Here is a 23704-nt window from a genome sequence, read left to right on the forward strand (position 1 = left end):
TTAATCTTTGGGTTCAAACAACAAAGTAAGCAGGCTTTGCTCATCAAAAATTTGGTTGCTTATCTCTAAAATTTGTTCAGCAGTCACGGCATTTATTTTATCAAATACCTGTTGCAGGGTATCAACGCAATTGAAGTCAATAAGGCTTTTTGCCATTGATATGATAAGGCTCAGGCGGTTTTCTTCAGCAAGTGCAATTTGCCCTATAAACTTTTGCCTGGCTTGATGGAGCTGTAAGGTGCCCAGTTTATTTTCGCGCAGCTTTCTAAGCTCTTTGTGTATAAGCTTTAAGGCTTTGCCGGCTTTTTCCTCATCGGTGCCAAAGTATATGGTAAATATACCGGTATCGGTAAACGGTGTATAGTTTGACTCAATAGTGTAAGCAATGCCGTATTTTTCGCGTATTTCAAGATTAAGCCTGCTGCTCATGCCCATGCCTCCAAGCAGGTTGTTTACCAGCAATAAACCACTTTTATGCGGATGTGATGAGCTGAATGCCACGTTGCCAATAATGCCGTGCAGCTGTGAAATAGGCTTTTGAACTTTTATAAGCTGGCTTTGAGGTGCGCCGGGAGCCACGCGGTTTTTAATAGCCTTATTTTCTTTAATGCTGCCAAAGTACTTTTCGGCAAGTTTTACAAGCTTGTCAAAACTATAGTCGCCGGTTACGGCAAATACCATTTCATAGGTATTGTAGTTGGCAGCGGTGAAGTTATCGATGTCTGCGCGCTTTAAACTTTGTACAGTATCATCAGTACCCAATATGTTATTACCAAGTGGATGGCCGCTAAAAAGATAGCTTTCAAAATCATCCTGAATGGCTTCTTCAGGCTGATCCTGGTAAGAAGCAATTTCATCTAAAATAACACTTCGCTCCTTAGTAAGCTCCTCTTCAGGAAAAGTAGAGTGAAAAACGATGTCTTCAAATAAATCAATAGTGCGTTCAAGATGCTCCTTAAGCAATGAGGCATGTATACAGGTGTACTCTTTGGTGGTATAGGCATTTAAATCAGCGCCAACCAGTTCAAGCCTGTTTAATATTTGATTGGTGTTACGACGCTCAGTTTGCTTAAACAACAAATGTTCAATGAAGTGTGCAAGGCCGTCTTTGCCCTGGCTTTCATCGCGGGCACCGGCATTAACAATAAAGCAGGTGTGGGTTATATTGGATGGTGCGTGCTTGAACAATAGTCTTATACCATTGCCAAGTGTATGTACCTGGTAATCTATCATGGAGGGGCAAAGATACGCTAAATATTATCAGTAGCCGATAGTGTGAATAGCAGGCTAATGCGTATTATTGTGTATAAAATGTAATACTTTTTATAGTTTAATTTACGTTTACCATTATTTCTGTTAACAAAATTGAGCATAATGAAAATTGCCGACCTCACATTTGAACCGCTTATTGAAGCCGATGCCATTGCCAAACGCATAAACTTAATGAGCGAACAATTGAATGCCGACTATGCCGACCGCTCACCTATATTTATTGGTGTTTTAAGCGGTAGCTTTATGTTTATTTCTGACCTTATTAAGCAGGTAAACATTCCGTGCGAAGTTACATTTACTAAACTTGCTTCTTACTTTGGAGGTACCAGCTCTACACATAAAATTCGTGAAGACATTGATATAAGTGTTGATATAAGCGGGAGGCATGTGATCATTGTTGAAGATATTGTAGATACAGGCAATACGCTGGCTTATTTAATTGAGAAACTAAAGCTTTACAGCCCGGCTTCGGTACGGGTGTGCTCATTACTCTTGAAACCTGCAAAGCTCGAAACTTCGATAGAGGAGCTACGCTACGTTGGCTTTGAGATTGAGAATGAGTTTGTAGTGGGTTATGGGCTTGATTATAATGAGCTGGGCCGTAACCTGCCCAGCATATACAGGCAAATAAGTTAGCCACATTTACACTAAAGCATTTTTATGGATGGTACTGAAATTAAGTGCACCATCCATATGCAAATGACTGCAACAAATTATCTTTCGGTGGCTACGATATATTCAGGGTCATCAATAATGTTTACTTCAATAACATCATCTGCGTTTTTAAGCAACTTGCGGCAGTCGGCACTTAAGTGTTGAAGTTGAAGTTTTTTACCAGCCTGATGGTAGCGCTCGGTTAACTTGTTAAGCGCATCAATTGCCGACATGTCTGCAACCCGACTATCTTTAAAACTGATGATGGTATTTTCTGGGTCGCCGTTTACATCAAACTTTTCGTTAAAGGCTGTAATTGAACCAAAAAAGAGTGGTCCGTAAATTTCGTAATGTTTAGTGCCCTGCTTGTCTATATACTTACGGGCTCTTATACGTTTTGCACTTTCCCAGGCAAAAACCAGTGCCGAAATTATTACGCCTATAAGTACTGCCAGTGCAAGATTATGCAGCCAAACGGTTATAAGTGCTACTAAAATTCCCACAAATACATCTTGCCTTGGCATTTTATTAATTACTCTGAAGCTTGCCCATTCAAATGTTCCAATAGCTACCATGATCATCACTCCTGTTAATGCCGCCATAGGTACACGCTCAATAACCGGCGCTCCAAAAAGTATAATGCACAAAATTGTTAAGGCGGCTATGATGCCCGAAAGCCTTGCACGTGACCCCGCCGATAGGTTAACCAGTGTTTGCGCAATCATAGGGCAGCCACCCATGCCAAAAAAGAAACCGTTGAATATGTTAGCTGTGCCTTGTGCTACGCACTCGCGGTTGCTGTTGCCACGGGTTGCTGTCATTTCATCTACAAGGTTTAAGGTTAGCAAGCCTTCGGTTAAGCCTACGCCCGCCATAATAAGCGAGTAAGGAAATATGAGTTTAAGCGTATCTAAAGTAAAAGGTATAGTCGGTATATGAAATGGGGGGAAGCCTCCGCTTACGGCAGCAATATCTTTAACGGTTTTGGTTGGTATACCCAACACTAAAACGACAAGGTAAATTACAATTATTGCAACTAATGATGGCGGTACAGCTTTAGTAAAACGTGGCAGTATAATAATTATGGCAATGGTGAGCGTAACCAAACCACTCATAATTAAAAGCGGAGTTCCGCTTAACCATGCTGATTGACCGTTTATTATGGTTTTAAACTGCTCAAACTGAGCGGTGAAAATTATTACAGCCAGTCCGTTTACAAAGCCGTACATAACTGGTTGGGGTACAAGGCGTACAAATTTGCCTAGTTTAAAAATACCAACCATAATTTGAAATACACCAGCCAGCGCAACCGCTGCAAATACGAATTCAATACCGTGCGATTTCATAAGTGCAATAAGCACAATTACAGTAGCACCTGCACCGCCCGATATTAGTCCGGGCCTTCCGCCCAATACGGCAGTTACCAAACCCATTATGAAAGCAGCGTACAAGCCTACCAATGGTGGGAAACCTGCAAGAATTGCAAATGATAATGATTCGGGCATCATGGTCATGGCAACGGTTAAACCGGCCAAAACCTCATTTTTATAATTTACTTTTTGTGAAAAATCAAATAAGCGAAATAAAGCAGCCATAAAATTTATGTTGTGCGGCTACATCATTTGTAGCAGCCTTAAAAATTAGTAATTGAAATAATGATTGTTCCTTACATAGCAAGGAGAAGTGATTGGCTAATTACTAATCAAGGTGGTGTAACCGGGCTACTCAAAAAAGCGTTTTTCATCAGATGTTGTAAAAGTATGAAGTTATTGCTTAATAGTTGTCTTTTTAAAAAGAGAGGTGGTAAGCGCTTTTGAAATGTTTGTAAAAAAGCAAAGCTCCTGATGGGCAGGAGCTTTTACTAACCAATTATAAACCTAAATTATGAGAAGACTTTTTTGTGTATCTTTTGAATACGGTGTAAAAGTAACACCTTCTAAATGAATTGCCAAATATTTTTTCAAAATAATTACAAATTATTCATTTGGCAGGCGGTAGTTGTATGAAGTTGCCATAAAATTATACGATATGTTAATAAATGTTAAATTTATATGCATGTTGTAACGTGTTAATTACAAAAAGTTCAGTTTGACAATTGCCTGATTTTGAAAGCGTGGTTTATGATAAACGTTTGCAACCTTTGCTTCGTTATAATTTTTGAATGAACGCTACTGTCAATAATAAGCTATCAAACACCATACTATGGACCATGACCCTGGCAACGGGTTTTGTGGTTGCCAACATATACTACAACCAACCGCTTTTAGGTGACATAGCGCAGGCCTTTGGTATTACAAACGGGCAGGCCGGTCAAATAGCCATGTTTACGCAATTAGGCTACGCAACGGGTTTGCTGCTTATTGTACCCCTGGCCGATATGTTTAAAAGAAAGCGTTTAATGCTAATTGACCTCGCTTTTGTCTTTATATCCTTATTAACGGTAGCCAGTGCACAATCATTTTGGGTTTTAGCGGTTGCAAGTTTCTTAGTTGGCGTTACCTCCATTGTGCCACAAATTTTGTTGCCCCTTGCAGCACATTTAGCTAATCCCGAAGAGCGCGGTAAAAAAATAGGCTTTATTATGAGCGGTCTTCTAATAGGCATACTGTTATCACGTACAATAAGCGGTTTTGTAGGCGAGCATTTTGGCTGGCGTGCCATGTTCTACATTGCAGCCGCTTTAATGATGCTTATGTGGCTGCTTATTGCCTTTGTAGTTCCGGAAGTTGAGCCACAGCATTCTGGCAACTACAAAAGCTTAATGCAATCACTGGTTACTTTGATTAAGCAAGAGCCTGAGCTGAGGTTGGCTGCATTGAGAGGGGCATTATGCTTTGCTTGTTTTAGTGCATTTTGGACAACACTTGTTTTTTTACTGCGTGAGCCGCCTTTTAACGAAGGTAGTGCAGTTGCCGGTGCTTTTGGTTTAATAGGTGCTTTTGGTGCGCTTGTAGCCTCACTTATTGGCCGGCTTAGTGATAAGGCCAACCCTTACCGGCTAATTACCTATACACTATTAATGCTGTTGGTGTCATTTGTAATTTTTATGTTTTTCGGCAAAAGTTTCATCGGCCTGGTAATAGGCGTTATTCTTATGGATATGGGTGTTCAGGCTACACACATATCTAATCAGGCAATTATATTCGGTTTGAATCCTTCGGCTCGTAACCGTATCAATACCGTTTACATGGTCTCTTATTTTGCAGGTGGTTCTGCAGGTACATTCTTCGCTGCAAAAATATGGGGTGTTTACCACTGGCAAGGTGTGTGCGCTATTGGAATTATACTGTCCGTAATTGTACTGTTAGTTCACCTTTCAAGTTCAAAAAAGCTTACAGCCTAGCTGCTGTACTATACAAAATTTGCAATAATCATACAGTCAGCGTTTTTTTCTGTGTTGGCTCAGTAATTATTAATAGGGGATAATTATGCTGTAATTGTAAATTTAGTGCCTAATAATCAGTTCATTGTAAAATATTTTTAGAGGTGTTGGTTAGTTTGGCATCTTATTAGAGTAAGGTTAAGCAAATACAACGATATGATTACCGCTGATCAAACCAATCCGGACGAACAACAAGGACAAGAGTGGGAAAATCCTCAAAATCCTGAACAACCGTCAGATTCGCGCAATCAGGAGCAAGTGCAAAGGCAGTTTGAAGAGGCAAAACGCCGCAAAGATAACCTGAGCGAAACTGATCACATTGACAAAGAGAAAAAAACAGAGTAATTAATTTTTGACCTTAAAACTTAGAAACGATGAAAACTAACAGCAAAACCCCGATAAGCAAACTGGTTGCCCGTTTTGACAATGAATTAAAAGCCCTGTTAATGGAGGACTTAAAAACGGTTAAAAATGCAAAAGATCAGTTAATTGATACTATCAAACAGAGCATAAATACTAAAAAAGGCCTTTCGGCTGCTTAATATATATTACACACTCATCAACCCTGCATCTACCATGAAAAACGCTAAACAAAACACTGAAAGCAAGCTGATGAAACAGTTTGATTTAGATTTAAGAAATTTATTACTTGCCGATTTAAAAGCGCATAAACGCAAATCGCAGTTTGTTAGCAAGCAATTAAACGCTGCTGCATAATAAAGCATTTACATATCTACCTATATAAAGCTTTTTTACATTACCTATGAAAACAATAGAGCTCCGCGCATGCCGGAGCTTTGTTTGTTTATAAGTAACCTATAATAAGCTTAGCCGTTTTTGCCGAAGCACCAGGTTGGCCCATTTTTGAGTCTAGCTCTTCATAATCGTTAAGCATAGCTTCACGGTAACTACCCCGCATTAAACGTTCAAGTTCAGCACTGATGGTATCAGTATTGCAGTCTTCCTGTATTAATTCTTTTATCACAAGCTTATCCATTATTAGGTTAACCAGCGTAATGTATTTAATTTTTAAAAACATGCGTGCAACCGTAACCATAAATTGGTGGGCCTTATATACCGCAACTTGCGGCACATTAAATAAAGCTGTTTCTAACACCGCCGTTCCTGATGCTACAATGGCGGCGTGCGCATGGTGCAGCAAATCATAAGTGCCATTAAAAATAACCGGAACATTACTTTTGCCGATGTATTGCTGATAGTAATTGGCACTAAAGGATGGCGCACCAGCAATTACAAATTGGTATTCAGTAAACTTTTTGGCAACGCTCAGCATCTCGGGTAGCAGGCGGCTTATCTCTTGTTTACGGCTTCCGGGTAACAGAGCGATAATTTTTTTATTATCGAAATTGTTGTTCTCAATAAAATGCGGATCGGGCGTAAACGCTGCAATGGCGTCCAATAACGGGTTGCCTACATAATCCACCTTCATGCCAAATTGCTGGTAAAAGGCAACTTCAAATGGAAGTATACAAAACAGGTGATTAACTACGCGTTTTATTTTATGCACCCGTTTTTGATTCCATGCCCAAACTTTTGGCGAAATATAAAAGCATACTTTCAAACCTATAGTTTGGGCAAACTCGGCTATCTTTAAGTTAAATCCTGGAAAATCAATAAGTATCAGCACATCGGGTTGCCACGCAGCAATATCATGCTTACAGTTCTTCATGTTACGCATAATGGTGCGTATATTCATTAACACCTCGGCAAAGCCCATGTAAGCCATTGTGCTGTAATGCTGAACTAAAGTTCCGCCTTGCCGCTGCATTAAGTCGCCGCCAAAAAAACGAAAGTTTGCGTGTGCATCCTCCGTTTTTAAAGCTTTCATTAGGTTGGCGCCATGTAAATCGCCCGATGCCTCGCCCGCTACCAAATAGTACTTCATTTGCTTAAAGCCTTATTTTAAAAATAACAACCAGAACCATGCAAATAAATGAGGCCAGCATGATGCCCCGGCCAGTATCTTCGGCACCTTTTGAATGCAAAATTCTGATGAGTAACAAATTTAAGCCTATGGCAATAAGGTAGGGCATGGCAGGCCGGTTCATAATTACGGTGCCTTTGTACATACCTTCAAAAATAAGCCAAGCTATACCCGGCAGTATGCAGCCGGCTAAAATGCCTAAAGGCAATGAATTTTTGCTAAACATTCAGTAAAGGTACGTTTAAGTTACCGGTGTTTACAAAACGCGCCAGTTCAACCGCCGCAATCCACTGCCAGTATTCAAGCTTACAGTCCCCAACTGTTTAAAACCGATATGGCATGATGAGCAGTCATGTCAAATTGCACCGGAACCACTGATGCATAATTATTATCAAGCGCCCAAACATCGGTGTCTTGCCCCTGATCGTTTAATTGAAATTCGCCGGTGAGCCAGTAATAAGGTCTTTTATGGGGGTCCATACGTTCATCAAATTCCTCGGCCCATTTACCATGTGCCTGCCTGCAAACCTTTATGCCTTTGAGGTTATCGCCTGCCGGAAAGTTCACATTAAGTAATGTACCTGAAGGTAGCCCACGTTGCAATACCTGTTCAGCAATTTGCCTTACATACTGTAGGCATGGTTTAAAGTTTGCCTGCAGGGTATAATCATCTAATGAAAAACCAATTGATGGAATACCTTCTATCGCCCCCTCTACTGCGGCCGACATTGTGCCCGAGTAAAGAACGTTAATTGAATTGTTAAGCCCATGATTTATACCTGACACACATAAATCGGGCTTCTTGCCGCGGAATATACGGTTCACGGCCAGCTTCACACAGTCAACCGGTGTGCCCGAGCATTTGTACATTTCAACGCCATCATAAAGCTCCACCCGGTCTAACCGTAACGGCTTACCTATGGTTATGGCGTGCCCCATGCCCGATTGCGGGCTATCAGGTGCTACCACTACCACACGGCCCAACTGCTGCACGGTTTCCATTAATGCTTTTATGCCTGGTGCGGTAATACCATCATCATTTACTACTAAAATGGTTGGTTGTTGCTTACTCATTGCGCTAAATTAAATAATAATTAAGCAATGCCCGGCATATGTCAGTGCTGTTGTTTTAAAAGTCACACAAACAGTAAATTACAGGAAAGTTAAATTAATTGTAATTAAATGCACCATATATACTCAATTTGCGTATAACGTTATTAAAGCTAAAAAGCCTGATTGTACTCAAAGACTCTTAAAAGCTCTATGGGTATTAATTTTCCATTAAATGAGTGGTTTAGCTTATAAAAAATATAAAAAGTTAAAGGAAAAATTATAATTTGCTTCGTTTTATGAGACCTGTTTCGATACCTGCTTATGTGCGCGATTTTTTCTACAATAAGCAAGACCCTGCGAAGGTGCGTGAGGCTTACCAAAAGTTGCGTAAAAACTCAGCAGTGCCCGATGTAACCATATCGATACCGGCTTACAATGAGGAAGATACCATTGTGCAAACTTTGGCATCACTCTGCAATAATGAAACGAAATGGAGTGTTGAAATTAATGTAATCAACAACAACTCTAAAGATAAAACAGAAGAACTGGTAAAAGCCTGCGGCGTTAACTGTATTTTAGAAACAACGCAGGGCATTACACCGGCCCGCAATCGTGGGTTGGCCGAAGCAAAGGGTAAGTTTATACTAAATGCCGATGCAGACACCATTTACCCCAGGTTTTGGGTAGAGGAGATGATTAAGCCGCTGGCAGATGAAAGCAGGAAAGTTGCCATTACATATGGCTTGTTTTCATTTATACCTGTGGGTAGCACAGGTCGTTTTACTTACTTTTTTTATGAGCACCTGTCTGACTTAACCAGGATTTACAACCAGTATTTTAAAAATGAGGCGGTAAACGTTTATGGTTTTGATTCGGGTTTTAGGCGTGAAGAAGGACTGCAGGTAGACAGTTTTAATCATCCGCCCGGTACCAATGAAGATGGTTACCTGGCATTAAAATTAAAAAATAAAGGTTTTGGCAGCATACACCGCGTTACAAGTCCGCAATCAATAGTTTGGACTACTGACCGCAGGTTGCAAATTGATGGTGGTTTATGGAAGGCAATACTAAAACGTTTTAAACGAGTATTTTTTTCATAACAATTTTGTAATTACAGAACCTTTACATTAAAATTTTCGTAACAAGGTATATAAACAAGTTAGTATGATACCTGTTATTAACAACCTATTAAGCACAAATAACAAATCCACTCGCATGGGATTTTCAGACACGGGACAAACCAAAATATTAATTGTTGAAGACGACAATTACATGCAGCTCATACTTCGTAAGTTTTTAGGTAAATCTTACGAAATAGAGATATGCCCTTCGGCGCTTGAGGCGCTGTCGTTTTTACAGAACGGTAATATTCCCGATCTGGTTATTTCAGATTTAAATACGCCTAATCTTAGCGGGTTAGATCTTATAACGCAACTACACAGCAGCGACTTTTTTAAGTCAATTCCGGTAATTATCGTATCGGGCGAGGATAGCTCTGAAGTGCGGGTTAGATGTTTAAATACCGGTGCCGACGATTTTATTGTAAAACCGTTTAACCCGGCCGAACTTGAAGCACGCGTAAGAGCAATATTGAGAAGAATTGGAAAGAATGTGCAAAGTTTATGAGCCAACCCTACACTCAGCAACGGCAGGTAATTGCGCTGATTAATTTGAGTGATGAGCTAACCATCTCCATTAACCAGTGTAATTTTAAAGACAGGCAGCTGATGCATTTCAAAAACGGGATGCAAATGTTTTCGGCCTGGCAGGAAAACAAACTTAACATTGCAGCAATAATTTCGCAGGATGAAATTCTAGCATCATCAGGCATTACGCTGCTCGAAACACTTAAAAAGAACAACATGGGTAATGTTCCTTTCTTTTTAATTGTTAACCATTTTAATGCTAACCTAAGGCAGCTTGCACTTGATGCCGGTGTTGCCGATGTGTTTACCAACCCGGTATCAACCCAAAATATTGAAACCCGCGTAAATTTCCTTATTGATTATTGGAAGGCTCTACGCCAGGAGACAACAAAAACCCTTAATGTAAATTACAGCATTCCGCCAGGTAAGCGTGCTTTTGATATCTTTTTTTCGGGCATGGCGCTGTTGTTTTTATCGCCATTCTTTTTGCTGGTGTATTTGTTGGTAAGGCTTGAATCAAAAGGCCCGGCATTTTATTACTCTTTGCGGGTAGGTACCGGTTACCAGGTATTTAAGTTCTACAAGTTCAGGTCAATGTATGTAAATGCCGATCAGCGTTTGAAAGATTTGAAGCACCTGAATCAATACGATACCGATGCCGCGGCCAAAAAGGAACAAGAAGGTATAAAAGAAGAAAAGGTAATTGAAAATACTTCATTCTTGTGCGCCGACTGTATGAATTCCGGCAAATGTCAGTTCCCTATGTATGCGGATAATGTACATTGGTGCGAACGTGAATACATTGACAATAAAAAGACTGCCGGCGGCTCGGCATTTTTCAAGATAAAGAATGACCCTCGTATTACCCGTGTGGGTAACTTTATACGTAACACCAGTATTGACGAATTACCACAGTTGTGGAATGTATTTATTGGTGACATGAGCATAGTAGGCAACCGCCCGTTGCCATTATACGAAGCTGAGAAGCTTACTACTGATAAATATGCATTGCGTTTTCATGCTCCGGCAGGTATTACCGGTTTGTGGCAGGTAGAAAAGCGTGGTAAAGGCGATATGAGCGAAGAAGAACGCCTGATGCTTGACAACGTTTATGCGCAAAACCACAGCCTGGTTAATGACGTAAAACTCATAATGAAAACTATACCAGCACTTTTACAAAAAGAAAGCGTTTAGGTTTATTATAAGAAAATAGTACAAAATATCATACTTTAAAAAGGTCAACCACTGTCAGGCTGACCTTTTATTTTTTGTTGATAATCTTAATGGCTTGCAGTATCCAATCGCTTTTTGCATTAAGCATTATAGCTGGCTTTACACCTACACCTTCATAAGGAAGGTAATTTCCATCGTCGCGCATGTCGGTTATATAAAGCTTAAACTCTCCAGAGGGAAGCGTTTCAGTCACACCAGTGTTGTTGCCGTAGGCTAACGTGCCATTTGTAGTTTCGCCAAGAAGAGTTACATTTTTTAGTTGTGATAGCTTAATGGCAAATTGCTCCGCGTTGCTAAAAGTGCGGTTGTTAATCAATGCATATATGCGCCCTCTTTTGGTATATCCTTCAAGTAACTTCAAAAACTTGCCCGATGATTTAAAGCCTCCGCCGCCATTGTTTCTTAAATCAACAATTAAGGTGGGAGCAGTTAAGCTGTCTTTTATGGTATTGTAAAAATCAGCACTGGTTGCAAGGCTTTTGTTGGATGTTGCGAAGCTGCCTAGGCGCAGGTAATTAATACCAGAGTCAATATTTTTGAATTTGAAAAGTGGTTCTGTTGATTGAATGTTTACAAAGTCGGGCTGGTTCTTAAACTTTTTCCAGTGCGATTCAGTAAGCATGCCATGCATCAACTTTTCATTTAATAGCAGTCCCCATGTTTTTTGCAGAATATGTAGTGTGTAAGCCTTGAAACGATTGGGTTTATATTCTTTAAGTACCATGGCTATTTGCCCGGGTTGCCATGTTTTAATCTTACTACCCGTAATGACGCCTACCAAACTATCTCGCTTTGTAGTGCGGTATAAGGCCATAGATAATGCATCTCCATAATGATAAATTCCCTCTACGCTATCTGCTGGAGCAACCGATAAAGCTTTACTTAATGAGTCGACGTTGAGTTTACTGCTTAGGGCCTGCTTAAACCATACAGAACCGCGATATCGGTTCATGAATGCTGTGTCTTTTAAAGATGGAATAGTAATGTCAACAGGCGGGTTTTGGCTGAAATAAAGATGGTTATCTCTAAGCGGCAGTATAAGTTGAGATAGGGTATAGAACCTTGAATAGGGATCCTTCGCCTTCAATATGTCTTGTTTTGCTTTTTGTTTTATTGCGTCAAACAGATGTTTTTGGTCACCTTTAATCTGGTCTTTATAAGATGGTAGTTGCTGTACAATAGCAGCAAGTTTATCTGCATCAGCAACATAGTCCTGAGCTAATGCATACCGGCTTATAAGCAGGCTAATCAAGACAAAAAGTACGCGGTTCATAAAGCTAAGACGCTGCATTTAAGGCAAACGTGTCGTTGTTTAGTATATTTATTCAATTTACCGCTGACATAACTTTAATTTCCGGCTACAATCATTTCTTTAATGCTCCCGGCAGGTAAAATCGAAACCTTGCCATTCCTGTATATAAAAACCATCTCCTTGGTTTTGCCTATTAATTGCGCTTTGATCCATTCATTGTCATTGAGCTTTATTGCAATTTGCTGCTTTTGGTTGAGTGTTCTACGCTTGTTGTTTTGGGCAATTGCAGTTGACGATACGTACAGGTAAAATAAAAACAGCGTACCAAAAGCAATATGATGAACCGGTTTAAACCAAGATCTAGTTACCAGCCCAAACGAAAATTTCAAATATCGCGCCGGCTTATTAAGCCTCATGTGATTATCCCAGGTGTATAGGGCTGATACAATGATTATAGATAAGAGGATGAAAGCAAAAATTGTTGGATCCCGAAACGGGGCAATCAAAAAATCAAATATATCGGCATATTGGAATATGTTGATGTGGAATATCTTGTACTTATGGTATTCAAACAGCATTCCCATGCCCACCATCAAAATGTATAGTGCCGGTAAATAAGATTGTGCCTCCTTTAATAGCATCAATCCCGTTGGAGAAGTGTTATTTGAGTTATGATTTGCCATAAGCTTAACGAAGTATTTGGTTTACTTGATTGCCTTAAGGTGGGGCGAAAGCTTAAAGATATAATAATGGTAGCTAAACCTGTATGATATGTTGCTTAAATTTATAGCCGAGGCACAAAAAAAGCCGCTTTACAATGTAAGCGGCTTTTAATTTAAGTAGTCCATAGGGGAATCGAACCCCTGTTTCCAGAATGAAAATCTGGCGTCCTAACCCCTAGACGAATGGACCAATTGTTAAATTGATACTGGTGAAAAAAATACTTACAATAAATATTATGCCTCACCAATGTAGTCCATAGGGGAATCGAACCCCTGTTTCCAGAATGAAAATCTGGCGTCCTAACCCCTAGACGAATGGACCAATTGTTAAATTGGTAATGCGTAATGATGATTTACATCGTGTTTTACGCTTACAAGTTAAAGAACAATCCCTTATTTTGGGACTGCAAAGATAGACGTTTATCTGAAAAAGTAAAAAATAATTCACCAAAATTTTACATTTTTTTATTCCTATTCTTTAAAAGTGTACCTGAAAACAAAATGTGCTTAATTCAATTTATTTCTGTTGTTGACCTGAGTGTTGTTGCAGCATTCATAACCCCAGCAATTTTTTAAGTATGAAAGCCTTGTGGAACAACCAGGTAATTGCCGAAAGCGATCAAACCATTGTTATAGAAAATAACCATTATTTCCCCGTTGATAGTGTTAACAAAGTATTTCTAAACGAGAGTGATACGCATACCATTTGCCCATGGAAAGGTAAAGCATCTTACTATAACCTCGAAGTGGATGGAAAGCAAAACCCTGATGCTGCCTGGTATTACCCTGAGCCTAAAGACGCTGCTGCGCAAATAAAAGGCTATATAGCATTTTGGAAGGGAGTAAAAGTTACCGCATGAAACAGTATGACGTTATAATAATTGGTGCCGGGCAGGCTGGTAGTCCGCTGGCGCGTAAAATGGCCAAGGCCGGTAAAAAGGTGGCTATAATTGAAAAGCGTTTGGTTGGCGGTACTTGCGTAAATGATGGTTGCACACCTACTAAAACATGGGTGGCATCAGCCAGGGCGGCTTACCTTGCCGGGCGTTGTAATAATTTGGGTGTGCAAGTAGATGGCTATAGCATTGATATGGCTCAAATAAAAAAGCGCAAAGACGATATTGTAATGCATTCGCGCAGCGGCAATCAAAAGAGCCTGGAAGATGATCCGAATATTGATTTGTTGTTTGGTGAAGCCAGTTTTAGCGGCCATAAGGTAGTTGTTGTAAACCTGAATGATGGTGCAAGTGCGGAAATAACAGCCGAAATGATTTTCATTAATGTAGGCTTGCAAACCGTAATTCCAGATATTGAAGGCCTTAACAGTATTGATTACCTTACGTCAACAAGCATACTTGAATTAGAAACGGTACCGCAACACATTTTGGTAATTGGAGGTAATTACATAGGCTTAGAGTTTGGTCAAATGTTCAGGCGTTTCGGCAGCCAGATAACTTTACTTGAACGCGGGCCGCGCATAATGAGCCACGAAGATGAAGACGTATCACACGAGGTTCATAACTTTTTAGAGGAAGAAGGAATAGCTGTATTCTCTAACACTGAGGCAACGAAATTTGAAAAAGATGCTCATGGCCGCATACAAGCAACCTTAAATATAAGCGGACGCACCGAGCAAATGGAAGTAAGCCATGTGCTGGTAGCTGCGGGCCGTAAACCACAAACCAAAGCGTTGAATTTACAAGCATCGGGTATTGAGGTTGATGATAAGGGTTTTATTAAAGTTGACAATAAACTGCAAACTAACATACCTGGAATTTATGCTTTAGGTGATGTTAATGGCGGGCCGGCCTTTACGCACATTGCATACAACGATTTTACTGTTGTTTGGCGTAACCTTTTAATGAATGAAGATTTAACCACCGAAGACAGGCCGGTACCATATTGCATGTTTACCGATCCGCAATTAGGCCGTGTAGGAATAACCGAAGAGGAAGCAAAAAAGCAGGGTATCAATTACAGGGTTGCTGCACTTAAAATGAAAAGCGTTGCCCGCGCTGTTGAGGTAGGAGAGGTACGCGGACTCATGAAAGCAATTGTAAACGCCGATACAAAGGAAATACTTGGCGTGGCTATTCTTGCCGAAGAAGGGGGTGAGATAATGTCGGTATTGCAAATGGCTATGCAGGGAGGTATAACTTATGATCGAATACGTTATTGTGTGTTTGCGCACCCAACATACTCCGAGTCGTTGAATAATTTATTCATGACGTTAGACGATAAATAATTATTCCGTAAAGGCAATGTTGTAAAGCATTGCCTTTATATAAATCTAATCAAAAAATCATCTTAAGTGCTCCTTGCAAGAGTGAGTATTTACAAGTGGTTTCACTACCTTTAAAGCATGATCAGGGTTCAAAACCTCAGCAAACAATACGGCCAGACTATGGCTGTTGATAACATTTCATTTGAAGTAGCTGAGGGTGATAATCTGATTTTGCTGGGTACCAGCGGTTGCGGTAAAACAACTACACTCAAAATGCTCAATCGCCTAATTGAACCAACTGCCGGTAAAATTTGGATTGGTGGAGAAGATGTCACTGCTCAACAGCCCGAATTGCTGCGCCAGAACATAGGTTACGTTTTGCAAAATAACGGGCTGTTTCCGCATTATACCGTAGCAGATAATATTGCCATAGTTCCTGGCCTTTTAAAGTGGGATAAAGAAAAAACACAAAACCGTACACATGAGTTGCTTCAAAAGCTACATCTATCTACTGATTTATTATCCAAGTATCCGGCACAACTAAGCGGAGGTCAGCAGCAAAGGGTTGGCCTGGCGCGTGCACTCATCACCAATGCTCCGGTTTTACTAATGGATGAGCCGTTTGGTGCACTTGATAATATTACACGCACTAAAATACAGGAAGAATTTAAGGAGCTTGATGAATTGCAGCGTAAGACCATCGTAATGGTAACGCATGATGTGCACGAAGCTTTTGAATTGGGTAACCGCATTGCCATTATGGATAAAGGGCAGATTGTGCAAATGGGCACACCTGCTCAACTGTTATTTAAACCGGAAAACGACTTTATACGTAATTTTTTAAAGACACAACGCCTGCAACTTGAGTTAAAGGCTATAACCTTGCATGACGTTTGGTACAGCTTGCCATCTGCTAATAATGTGCCTGTTGCCAGTTTGGAGCTTGATACTAACGAAAATATCTGGCGGGCCATGCAGTACCTTAAAGGAGATGTTAAACACATTATGATTAAGTCTCCGCAAACAAATGAGGTGAAACTGGTAACATTTGAGCAGTTGATGGCCGCATATCATCAATATCAAAATACCCTGCCCGCATGAACCAGCAACAACAAAGTTTATGGCAGTTTATGCAGCAGCAAAGCAATAAGCTATTGAGCCAAACATTGGAGCACGTTGGCTTAACACTGGTTTCATTGTTAATAGCCGTAATTATTGGCTTGCCGCTGGGCATATTGATTGCTCGCAGAAAGCAGCTATCTGGTACAGTTTTAGGCATAGCGGGTGTGTTGCAAACTATTCCAAGTATAGCGCTATTGGGTTTTATGATTCCGTTGCTGGGTATAGGCGCCACACCAGCCATTGTAGCGTTGTTTTTGTACGCGTTGTTACCCATTATTCGTAATACTTATACAGGTATAACGGGTGTAGAACCATCCGTTAAAGAAGCCGCCCTGGCTATGGGTATGAGTGCAAGGCAAGTATTGTTTAAGGTTGAACTACCTCTGGCTATGCCGGTTATATTAGCAGGCATACGTACGGCAACAGTTATCAATGTAGGTGTAGCAACGCTGGCCTCTTATATTGCCGCAGGTGGTTTAGGTGAATTCATATTTGGTGGCATATCACTCAACAACAGCAATATGATTTTGGCAGGTGCTATTCCGTCGGCATTGCTGGCCATTTTGTTTGATATACTGCTATCTCTTGTGCAGCGCATCAGCTTTAAGAAGTTAAGGTATGTCTTGTTTGCCCTGCCGGTAATAGTAGTTGCGTTTGCAATTTATTGCCTTGTACCGTCTGCATCAGGCAGTAAACTTACGGCAGGCTTTACGCCCGAATTTATGGGCAGGCAGGATGGTAACCTGGGCTTGCAGCAAAAATATGGTTTAAAAATTCATACCACCGTTATAAACGATGCCGTGATGTACAAAGCCGCTTTCGAAAAGCAGATTGATGTTATAAGCGGGTACTCTACTGATGGCCGGCTGAAGGCTTTTAATCTAACGGTGCTTGATGATGATAAAAAGATATTTCCGCCCTACTACGCTGCGCCTATTGTAAGAAAGGATGCACTGCAAAAATATCCCGGCCTTGAGGACGTACTTAACTTACTTGCCGGCCATATCAATGATTCGGTAATGACCGAGTTGAACTATCGCACCGATCAGCTTCACCAAACGCCTGAGCGTGTAGCTAAAGATTTCTTAATAGCTAACAATATGTTTAAGCCAAGCCGTAAAGGTAAAGCGGGCGTAATTCGTATAGGCTCAAAAGTTTTTGGAGAGCAATACATACTAGCCGAAATGTACCGAATGCTAATTGAAGGTAATACCAACTACACTACATCGGCCAAAACAGGTTTGGGTGGAACTAAAATATGTTTTGATGCACTCACCAATAACCAAATTGATTTTTACCCCGAGTATACAGGTACTGGCTTACTTGTACTGCTTCAGCCGCCAGTAGGTAAGCTGCAGCAAATAACTTCCAACAACGAAAAAACATATAATTATGTGCAGCAGGAGTTCAATAAAAAATATGGCATAAAGTGGCTAAAACCAATTGGTTTTAACAATGCTTATGCTTTAATGATGCGCAGGCAACAAGCCGATGAATTGGGCATCAAAACAATTTCAGACCTAAAACACTTTTTGGATAGGAACTAACTTTACATGACTTTAGCCGAGCGTTATAAAGCCGTGCGCCGCCGCACAGAAGATATTTGCAGTTACCTTCAAACCGAAGATTACGTGGTACAGCCCATAGCGGACGTTAGTCCGCCTAAGTGGCACATAGGGCACACCACCTGGTTTTTCGAAACCTTTATACTCAAGCCTTACGTTATGGGCTATCAGGATTATAATCCTGATTACAACTATGTGTTTAACAGTTATTATGAAACTGTCGGCGCACGGGTTATACGTACTGACAGGGGTAACCTGAGCAGGCCCACAGTGCTTGATGTTTACCGCTACCGTGAGTATGTTGATGAGGCTATTTACAAATTTTTGTGCCAGGAGCCATCACCGGAAGTTGAAGAACTATTTATACTAGGACTTAACCATGAGGAACAGCACCAGGAATTACTGTATTACGATATAAAGTACATCTTAGGGCATAACCCATTATTCCCGGCATATAATCCGCAATATTCATCGCCTGAAATTACAGAGCAGGAAGGCTTTATTAATATAAAAGAAGGCGTTTATGAAGTGGGGCATACTGGCGAGGGCTTTTGCTTTGATAATGAGTTAAACCGTCATAAGGTGTATCTTAACGCCTATCAAATCAGTACCGCTTTAGTTACCAACGGCGAGTACCTGGAATTTATAAATAGTGGCGGTTACCAGGATTTTCGTTACTGGCATGCCGAGGCCTGGGATTGGGTTAAAACCAATGATGTAAGCGCGCCCATGTATTGGCATCAAATTGATGGGGAGTGGCATACATATACCTTTAGAGGCTTAGAGCCATTAAACCTGCACACCAGCGTTCAACACGTAAGCTTTTATGAAGCCTACGCTTATGCTACATGGAAGGGGATGCGCTTGCCAAGCGAATTTGAATGGGAAGTTGCTGCTGCGCAATTCAACTGGGGCAAAAGCTGGGAATGGACCGAAAGTGCATATTTGCCCTATCCGGGGTTTAGCAAGGCTCCGGGTGCAATTGGCGAGTATAATGGGAAGTTTATGGTGAACCAAAAAGTGCTTCGCGGAGCATCAGAGGCTACACCCCCAGGACATAGCCGCATAACCTACCGAAATTTTTTTCACCCTAACCTGCGCTGGCACTTTACCGGCATACGTTTGGCCAAGTAATATCAATAATCTAACCTATGAAAAATTTTGAGAATAATGTACTTACCGATACTTCCGTTGCCGAGCAGGAGTTTAACCAGCAGTTTTGCGACGATGTTATAGCCGGCTTAAAAGCTGTACCAAAGTTTTTGCAACCAAAGTATTTTTATAATTCTACCGGCGATGAAATTTTCCAGCAAATTATGGGGAGTAACGAATACTATCCAACTGATTGTGAGCTTGAGATTTTTACACAACAAACGCAAGAACTGGCTAAAGCCATGATAGCAGATGGTAGTCCGTTTGATTTAATTGAGTTGGGTGCCGGAGATGCTATGAAATCTACACACCTGCTGCGCCATTTACTTAATGAGAGTGCCGATTTCAGATATGTGCCTATTGATATTTCGGGGCATGTAATTAATTACCTTAAAGAAACCTTGCCCGTAACTTTACCCGGCCTACAATTAATTGGTTTAACAGGTGAGTATTTTCACATGCTTAAGGAAGCAGCTGAACTATCTCCACGCCGTAAGGTGGTTTTGTTTTTAGGATCAAATATTGGTAATATGCCAGTAAGTGATGCTCAGCAATTTTGTATTGAGTTGCGTAACCATTTGGCCAAAGGCGATAGTGTGCTGATGGGCGTAGATTTGAAAAAGAACCCTAAAACTATTTTGGCAGCTTATAACGATGCCGAAGGACACACACGTAATTTTAACTTAAATTTACTTACCCGCATAAACAGCGAACTGGGTGCAAACTTTGACCTTTCCAAATTTGAGCATTACCCTACTTATGACCCTGAGACAGGTGCTTGTAAAAGCTATTTAATTAGTTTGGCCGATCAGCAGGTTAGTTTGTGTAACCAAACAGTAACCTTCGCTAAAGATGAGTACATCTACATGGAGATTTCACAAAAGTATACTGTAGGTCAAACCGATTACATGGCTTCGGTATCGGGCTTTAAGCCAGTGCAGCATTTTTTCGACAGTAAAAATTGGTTTGTTGATGCCATTTGGACGGTTGAATAGGCTTTTCCAAAGCGTAGCACTGTACCATAAAAGGCAGTTTAGGCATATGATTTTGTATATTGCCGGCCACTTAGTTAGCTAAGTGGTTTTTGAATATTATTACATCATGAGCAACTTTTCTTTAAAAGACAAGGTAATTATAGTAACCGGTGGTACAGGTGTTTTAGGTGAGGCCTTCATCAATGGCATAGCCAATGCAGGCGGCATTGTGGGCGTTTTGGGTCGTAAAGAGGACGTTGCACAGCATCGTGCCGATGCTATAAAAGCCAGGGGAGGGCAAGCTATTGCCCTTGTAGCCGATGTAATGAATGAGCAGGACCTTTTAGCTGCGCGCAATAAAGTAGTTGATACTTACGGTCGTATTGATGGTTTGGTTAACGGAGCCGGTGGTAGTATACCGGGAGCTGTGCTTACACCCGAAACCGATTTATTTTCCATGAACCTTGACGGCATGCGCCGGGTAATGGACTTGAACCTTTGGGGCAGCATTGTACCAACCCAGGTTTTTGGCGAAGTTATGGCCAAAGGTGGCAGGGGTAGCGTTGTTAATATATCATCAATGGCTTCACAACAGGCTGTAACCAAAGTTTTGGGCTACAGTATGGCTAAAGCTTCTATTGATATTTACACCAAGTGGTTTGCGCTCGAAGCTGCCAACCGTTATGGCGATACTTTGCGAATGAACGCAATAGCACCAGGCTTCTTTTTAACTGATCAAAACCGCGCCCTTTTAACCAATAGTGACGGCAGCTACACTGAACGCGGCAACCTTGTTCTTCAAAACACGCCTTATAAGCGCTTTGGTAAACCCGAAGAACTTATTGGCGGCCTCATTTGGCTACTGAGTGATGCGTCAGCCTTTGTTACAGGCACAGTTGTTTATATTGATGGCGGGTTTTCGATGTTTAGCGGGGTATAGAATAGCAAAGCTGAACACCCGAAGCAGACACTTATTAGCGTGATAAGTAGAAATGCCATAATAGCATTGCTCCTATGCTCCTGTAAGGTCTCCATTGTTCGGCTATTTTCACTAAATCATCTTTAGGTGTTTGAGCAGGTAGTTTTTTTAACTTCTTCAGGGCATTCACCACTGCCAAATCACCAATTGGGAAGATATCTGTACGATGCAAAACCATTAACAGGTAAATGTCGGCTGTCCAGTTACCTATTCCCTTCAATGCGGTAAGGCGTAGGCGGACTTCGTCATCAGGCAGGTGCTCCAGCTCATCAAGGCTAAGCTTACCGCTTAGCAGGTTTTCGGCAAGGTTTCGTACATAAGTGGTTTTTTGCCTGCTGAAGTAGCAGGCACGCAACTGCTCGTCATTTAACAGCAGAAACCTGGCAGGCGTTACTTGTTGTATATTATCTTTAAGCTTGTTTAAAGCGGCAAGAGCCGATGCTAATGATACTTGCTGTTCTAGTATAATATGTACCAACGATTCGAAGGTATTGCTGCGCGACCAAAAAGGCGGATAGCCAAATTTTTTAACAATGGATGCCAGGTCACTATCTGTTTCCGTTAATCTATTGCAAAAATCGAACAGCGTATTATTACTAAACGCAAATATTTCATTCACAAATCAAATAGCAATATCCTGATCTAATCGTGGGTCTTCAGGTAAAATTTCCATCTCCGGAAATTCTATGTAGCTGGCGTACCACTGTATAGCGCTCACCACGTCCAGCGCATCGTCAGGAGCAATGTTAATGGTCTCAAAGGCGTATAGTTTGTTGTTAGCATACGCATAGAGCTGAATTTCATCCGTGTCTGGCGTAAAGCTTTCGTCGGTTACACAGTATACTTTCACCTTCAAGTCGGTATCGCGTGAGTGTATTACATCACGGCAAGGTTCATTGGGGTCTGTAGCTAAAAGAAATACGGCCTGTTCCATAAATATCTAACATCCTACCTCACTTATAGTTTAATAATTAATGATAAATACATGCTAAGCTTCTGCAACGGCGTTTTCTGGCAAAAGTGTGAACAAACCGTTTGTATCCCGGTTATTTTTTAAAACCACTGATGATGAAAAAAGCTAAATATATATTATTCGCTATGTGGCTCATAGTGTTGACCGCATGCCACGAAGACCCGAACAACAAATTTGGAGGACCATCCGACGCCAGGGATACGGCTTCCTCCCGTAGAGATACCAGTTCAGTAGGTACACGTACTGATGGTCATATGCAATGAGTAAGTAAGTTTGTGGTTTTATATACTCACTTTAGGGTAATATTTTCTTATAATTCCACATATAAATCGTTTAAAGAAATAAAATAAGTTTGTGGTATAGGTGATTAAACCATTGGTACAAGATTTGTCTATATAAATATGCCCTCTCAAAGGGCTGTTTTTCATAGGTAGATGTAGAGTCGGATTACTGCGAGAGTTGTCCGACTTTTTTTATACTACTGTCTTCTAAGGCCTTCTTCGCCAAAACGAAGTAAATTTTTGGCCGTAATAAATCCAACAGTATTGAGCAGTATTTTACCGTCGCTATCAAAAATAATAAGGGTGGGGTAGGCCCGCATTCCCCACTGTTGCGCAAGTTTTGGGTTATTGCCCCGCTCCATATCAAGTGCAACATTTATAAAATTGGCGTTGTAAAACTTAGCAGCATCCTTATTTTTAAATGTGGTGGCTTTTAACATTTTACAGGGGCCACACCACGTTGCATATGCGTCAACAAAAATGGGCTTATTTTGCGCTTTTGCTTGTTTCAATGCTTCGTTCCATGACGTAGCTGTAAACGCTATTTCGTTATTGTTTTGCGCGTAAACTGTTGAGGTTGCGAGTATAAGCACAACCCAAATACATTTTAAAAACTTCATCGGGGGTTACAATGATAAAAGCCCGGCGTAATTAAACGCCCGGCTAAGGTTATTTAATACGGGCGTCCTGGTCTTTGTCGTCCTTGCTGTTGTTGGCGTTGCTGGTCTTGTTGCTGACGCTGCTGCTCCATTTGCTGACGACGTTGTTCCTGTTGTTGCTGACGTTGCTGCTCTTGTTGCTGGCGCTGCTGATCTTGCTGCTGCTGACGCTGCTGTTCCATTTGTTGGCGGCGTTGTTCCTGCTGTTGCTGACGTTGCTGCTCTTGTTGTTGGCGCTGCTGATCTTGCTGCTGCTGACGCTGCTGTTCCATCTGTTGGCGGCGTTGTTCCTGTTGTTGCTGACGTTGCTGCTCTTGTTGTTGGCGTTGCTGATCTTGCTGCTGCTGACGCTGCTGTTCCATTTGCTGACGACGTTGTTCCTGTTGTTGCTGACGTTGCTGCTCTTGTTGTTGCCGCTGTTGATCCGACTGCTGCTGGCGTTGCTGTTCCATTTGCTGACGACGTTGTTCCTGTTGTTGCTGACGTTGCTGCTCTTGTTGTTGCCGCTGTTGATCCGACTGCTGTTGCTGACGTTGTTGGTCTTGTTGCTGTCTGCGTTGTTCCATTTGCTGTCTGCGTTGCTCTTGCTGCTGCTGACGTTGTTCATCAGTCATCT

At 41.2% G+C, this 23704-nt stretch carries 26 protein-coding genes and 2 tRNA genes; 16 read left to right on the forward strand and 12 right to left on the reverse strand.

What is annotated here, in order from left to right:
- Complete coding sequence (locus GO816_RS07605) at positions 1–1230, reverse strand: M16 family metallopeptidase (protein WP_317163607.1); 1230 nt, start codon at positions 1228–1230, stop codon at positions 1–3.
- A gap of 144 nt (positions 1231–1374) precedes the next feature.
- Here GO816_RS07605 and hpt point away from each other — a divergent pair, with 144 nt between their 5' ends.
- Entirely contained in the window at positions 1375–1908 is a 534-nt protein-coding gene (gene hpt, locus GO816_RS07610) for a hypoxanthine phosphoribosyltransferase (protein ID WP_157540748.1), read from the forward strand.
- A 77-nt stretch (positions 1909–1985) separates the two neighbouring features.
- Here the strand turns inward: hpt and GO816_RS07615 are convergent, their stop codons facing one another.
- Positions 1986–3521, reverse strand: a complete 1536-nt coding sequence (locus tag GO816_RS07615) for a SulP family inorganic anion transporter (protein ID WP_157540749.1) — start codon at positions 3519–3521, stop codon at positions 1986–1988.
- A gap of 566 nt (positions 3522–4087) precedes the next feature.
- Here GO816_RS07615 and GO816_RS07620 point away from each other — a divergent pair.
- From GO816_RS07620 to GO816_RS07635, 4 genes are all read left to right on the forward strand, one after another.
- Positions 4088–5269 carry an MFS transporter gene (locus GO816_RS07620; RefSeq protein WP_198171444.1) on the forward strand — a complete coding sequence of 394 codons (1182 nt, stop codon included), beginning with the start codon at positions 4088–4090 and terminating at the stop codon, positions 5267–5269.
- A gap of 195 nt (positions 5270–5464) precedes the next feature.
- Positions 5465–5653, forward strand: coding sequence for a hypothetical protein (locus tag GO816_RS07625; protein WP_157540750.1), 189 nt, complete (start codon positions 5465–5467; stop codon positions 5651–5653).
- Between the two features lie 29 nt (positions 5654–5682).
- Complete coding sequence (locus tag GO816_RS07630) at positions 5683–5850, forward strand: hypothetical protein (RefSeq protein WP_157540751.1); 168 nt, start codon at positions 5683–5685, stop codon at positions 5848–5850.
- A gap of 34 nt (positions 5851–5884) precedes the next feature.
- Positions 5885–6025, forward strand: coding sequence for a hypothetical protein (locus GO816_RS07635; RefSeq protein WP_157540752.1), 141 nt, complete (start codon positions 5885–5887; stop codon positions 6023–6025).
- An 88-nt stretch (positions 6026–6113) separates the two neighbouring features.
- Here the strand turns inward: GO816_RS07635 and lpxB are convergent, their stop codons facing one another.
- The 3 genes from lpxB to surE all read right to left on the reverse strand — a co-directional run bounded on the left by lpxB (position 6114) and on the right by surE (position 8327).
- The gene (gene lpxB / locus GO816_RS07640; protein ID WP_157540753.1) at positions 6114–7214 is read right to left on the reverse strand and encodes a lipid-A-disaccharide synthase; all 1101 of its coding nucleotides are present in this window, start codon (positions 7212–7214) and stop codon (positions 6114–6116) included.
- A gap of 4 nt (positions 7215–7218) precedes the next feature.
- Positions 7219–7479, reverse strand: coding sequence for a hypothetical protein (locus GO816_RS07645; protein ID WP_157540755.1), 261 nt, complete (start codon positions 7477–7479; stop codon positions 7219–7221).
- A gap of 80 nt (positions 7480–7559) precedes the next feature.
- Entirely contained in the window at positions 7560–8327 is a 768-nt protein-coding gene (surE, locus tag GO816_RS07650) for a 5'/3'-nucleotidase SurE (protein WP_157540756.1), read from the reverse strand.
- A gap of 275 nt (positions 8328–8602) precedes the next feature.
- Here surE and GO816_RS07655 point away from each other — a divergent pair, with 275 nt between their 5' ends.
- The 3 genes from GO816_RS07655 (at position 8603) to GO816_RS18805 (ending at position 11146) form a co-directional block, all read left to right on the forward strand.
- Positions 8603–9406 carry a glycosyltransferase family 2 protein gene (locus GO816_RS07655; protein WP_157540758.1) on the forward strand — a complete coding sequence of 268 codons (804 nt, stop codon included), beginning with the start codon at positions 8603–8605 and terminating at the stop codon, positions 9404–9406.
- Positions 9407–9521: 115 nt separating this feature from the next.
- Positions 9522–9932, forward strand: coding sequence for a response regulator transcription factor (locus GO816_RS07660; protein WP_232336513.1), 411 nt, complete (start codon positions 9522–9524; stop codon positions 9930–9932).
- A complete protein-coding gene (locus GO816_RS18805; protein WP_157540762.1) occupies positions 9929–11146 on the forward strand; it encodes a sugar transferase in 1218 nt (405 codons plus the stop codon). Before GO816_RS07660 ends, GO816_RS18805 begins: the two co-directional genes overlap by 4 nt.
- Positions 11147–11213: 67 nt before the next feature.
- On the opposite strand, the gene GO816_RS07670 is transcribed toward GO816_RS18805, so the two are convergent.
- From GO816_RS07670 to GO816_RS07685, 4 genes are all read right to left on the reverse strand, one after another.
- Entirely contained in the window at positions 11214–12458 is a 1245-nt protein-coding gene (locus GO816_RS07670) for a S41 family peptidase (protein WP_198171445.1), read from the reverse strand.
- Positions 12459–12532: 74 nt separating this feature from the next.
- A complete protein-coding gene (locus GO816_RS07675) occupies positions 12533–13120 on the reverse strand; it encodes a hypothetical protein (RefSeq protein ID WP_157540764.1) in 588 nt (195 codons plus the stop codon).
- A gap of 157 nt (positions 13121–13277) precedes the next feature.
- A tRNA-Glu gene (locus tag GO816_RS07680) sits at positions 13278–13349 on the reverse strand.
- Between the two features lie 60 nt (positions 13350–13409).
- A tRNA-Glu gene (locus tag GO816_RS07685) sits at positions 13410–13481 on the reverse strand.
- Between the two features lie 256 nt (positions 13482–13737).
- Between GO816_RS07685 and GO816_RS07690 the strand changes: the two genes are divergently transcribed.
- The 7 genes from GO816_RS07690 (at position 13738) to GO816_RS07720 (ending at position 21136) form a co-directional block, all read left to right on the forward strand.
- Entirely contained in the window at positions 13738–14019 is a 282-nt protein-coding gene (locus tag GO816_RS07690; RefSeq protein ID WP_157540765.1) for a DUF427 domain-containing protein, read from the forward strand.
- Complete coding sequence (locus tag GO816_RS07695; RefSeq protein ID WP_157540766.1) at positions 14016–15404, forward strand: mercuric reductase; 1389 nt, start codon at positions 14016–14018, stop codon at positions 15402–15404. Before GO816_RS07690 ends, GO816_RS07695 begins: the two co-directional genes overlap by 4 nt.
- 117 nt (positions 15405–15521) lie before the next feature.
- Positions 15522–16484 carry an ABC transporter ATP-binding protein gene (locus GO816_RS07700; RefSeq protein ID WP_157540767.1) on the forward strand — a complete coding sequence of 321 codons (963 nt, stop codon included), beginning with the start codon at positions 15522–15524 and terminating at the stop codon, positions 16482–16484.
- A complete protein-coding gene (locus GO816_RS07705) occupies positions 16481–18052 on the forward strand; it encodes an ABC transporter permease/substrate-binding protein (RefSeq protein WP_157540768.1) in 1572 nt (523 codons plus the stop codon). Before GO816_RS07700 ends, GO816_RS07705 begins: the two co-directional genes overlap by 4 nt.
- A gap of 6 nt (positions 18053–18058) precedes the next feature.
- Positions 18059–19204 (forward strand): ergothioneine biosynthesis protein EgtB, encoded by a 1146-nt coding sequence (egtB, locus tag GO816_RS07710; RefSeq protein WP_157540770.1) that lies wholly within the window; start codon positions 18059–18061, stop codon positions 19202–19204.
- Positions 19205–19221: 17 nt separating this feature from the next.
- Positions 19222–20217 carry an L-histidine N(alpha)-methyltransferase gene (locus GO816_RS07715; RefSeq protein WP_157540772.1) on the forward strand — a complete coding sequence of 332 codons (996 nt, stop codon included), beginning with the start codon at positions 19222–19224 and terminating at the stop codon, positions 20215–20217.
- A 106-nt stretch (positions 20218–20323) separates the two neighbouring features.
- Positions 20324–21136: an SDR family oxidoreductase gene (locus GO816_RS07720; protein WP_157540774.1), complete on the forward strand. Its 813-nt coding sequence runs from the start codon at positions 20324–20326 to the stop codon at positions 21134–21136.
- A gap of 34 nt (positions 21137–21170) precedes the next feature.
- Here GO816_RS07720 and GO816_RS07725 read toward each other — a convergent pair whose 3' ends face one another.
- The 3 genes from GO816_RS07725 to GO816_RS07735 all read right to left on the reverse strand — a co-directional run bounded on the left by GO816_RS07725 (position 21171) and on the right by GO816_RS07735 (position 23049).
- Positions 21171–21794, reverse strand: coding sequence for a DNA-3-methyladenine glycosylase family protein (locus GO816_RS07725; protein WP_317163602.1), 624 nt, complete (start codon positions 21792–21794; stop codon positions 21171–21173).
- A 3-nt stretch (positions 21795–21797) separates the two neighbouring features.
- Positions 21798–22109 carry a hypothetical protein gene (locus GO816_RS07730; protein WP_157540776.1) on the reverse strand — a complete coding sequence of 104 codons (312 nt, stop codon included), beginning with the start codon at positions 22107–22109 and terminating at the stop codon, positions 21798–21800.
- A 517-nt stretch (positions 22110–22626) separates the two neighbouring features.
- Positions 22627–23049 (reverse strand): thioredoxin family protein, encoded by a 423-nt coding sequence (locus GO816_RS07735; protein WP_157540778.1) that lies wholly within the window; start codon positions 23047–23049, stop codon positions 22627–22629.
- A gap of 74 nt (positions 23050–23123) precedes the next feature.
- Between GO816_RS07735 and GO816_RS07740 the strand changes: the two genes are divergently transcribed.
- The coding region (locus tag GO816_RS07740; protein ID WP_157540780.1) for a hypothetical protein at positions 23124–23704 on the forward strand (581 nt) is incomplete at its 3' end.

Source organism: Mucilaginibacter aquatilis (assembly GCF_009755275.1).
In the GTDB taxonomy this organism is placed as follows: Bacteria; Bacteroidota; Bacteroidia; order Sphingobacteriales; family Sphingobacteriaceae; genus Mucilaginibacter; species Mucilaginibacter aquatilis.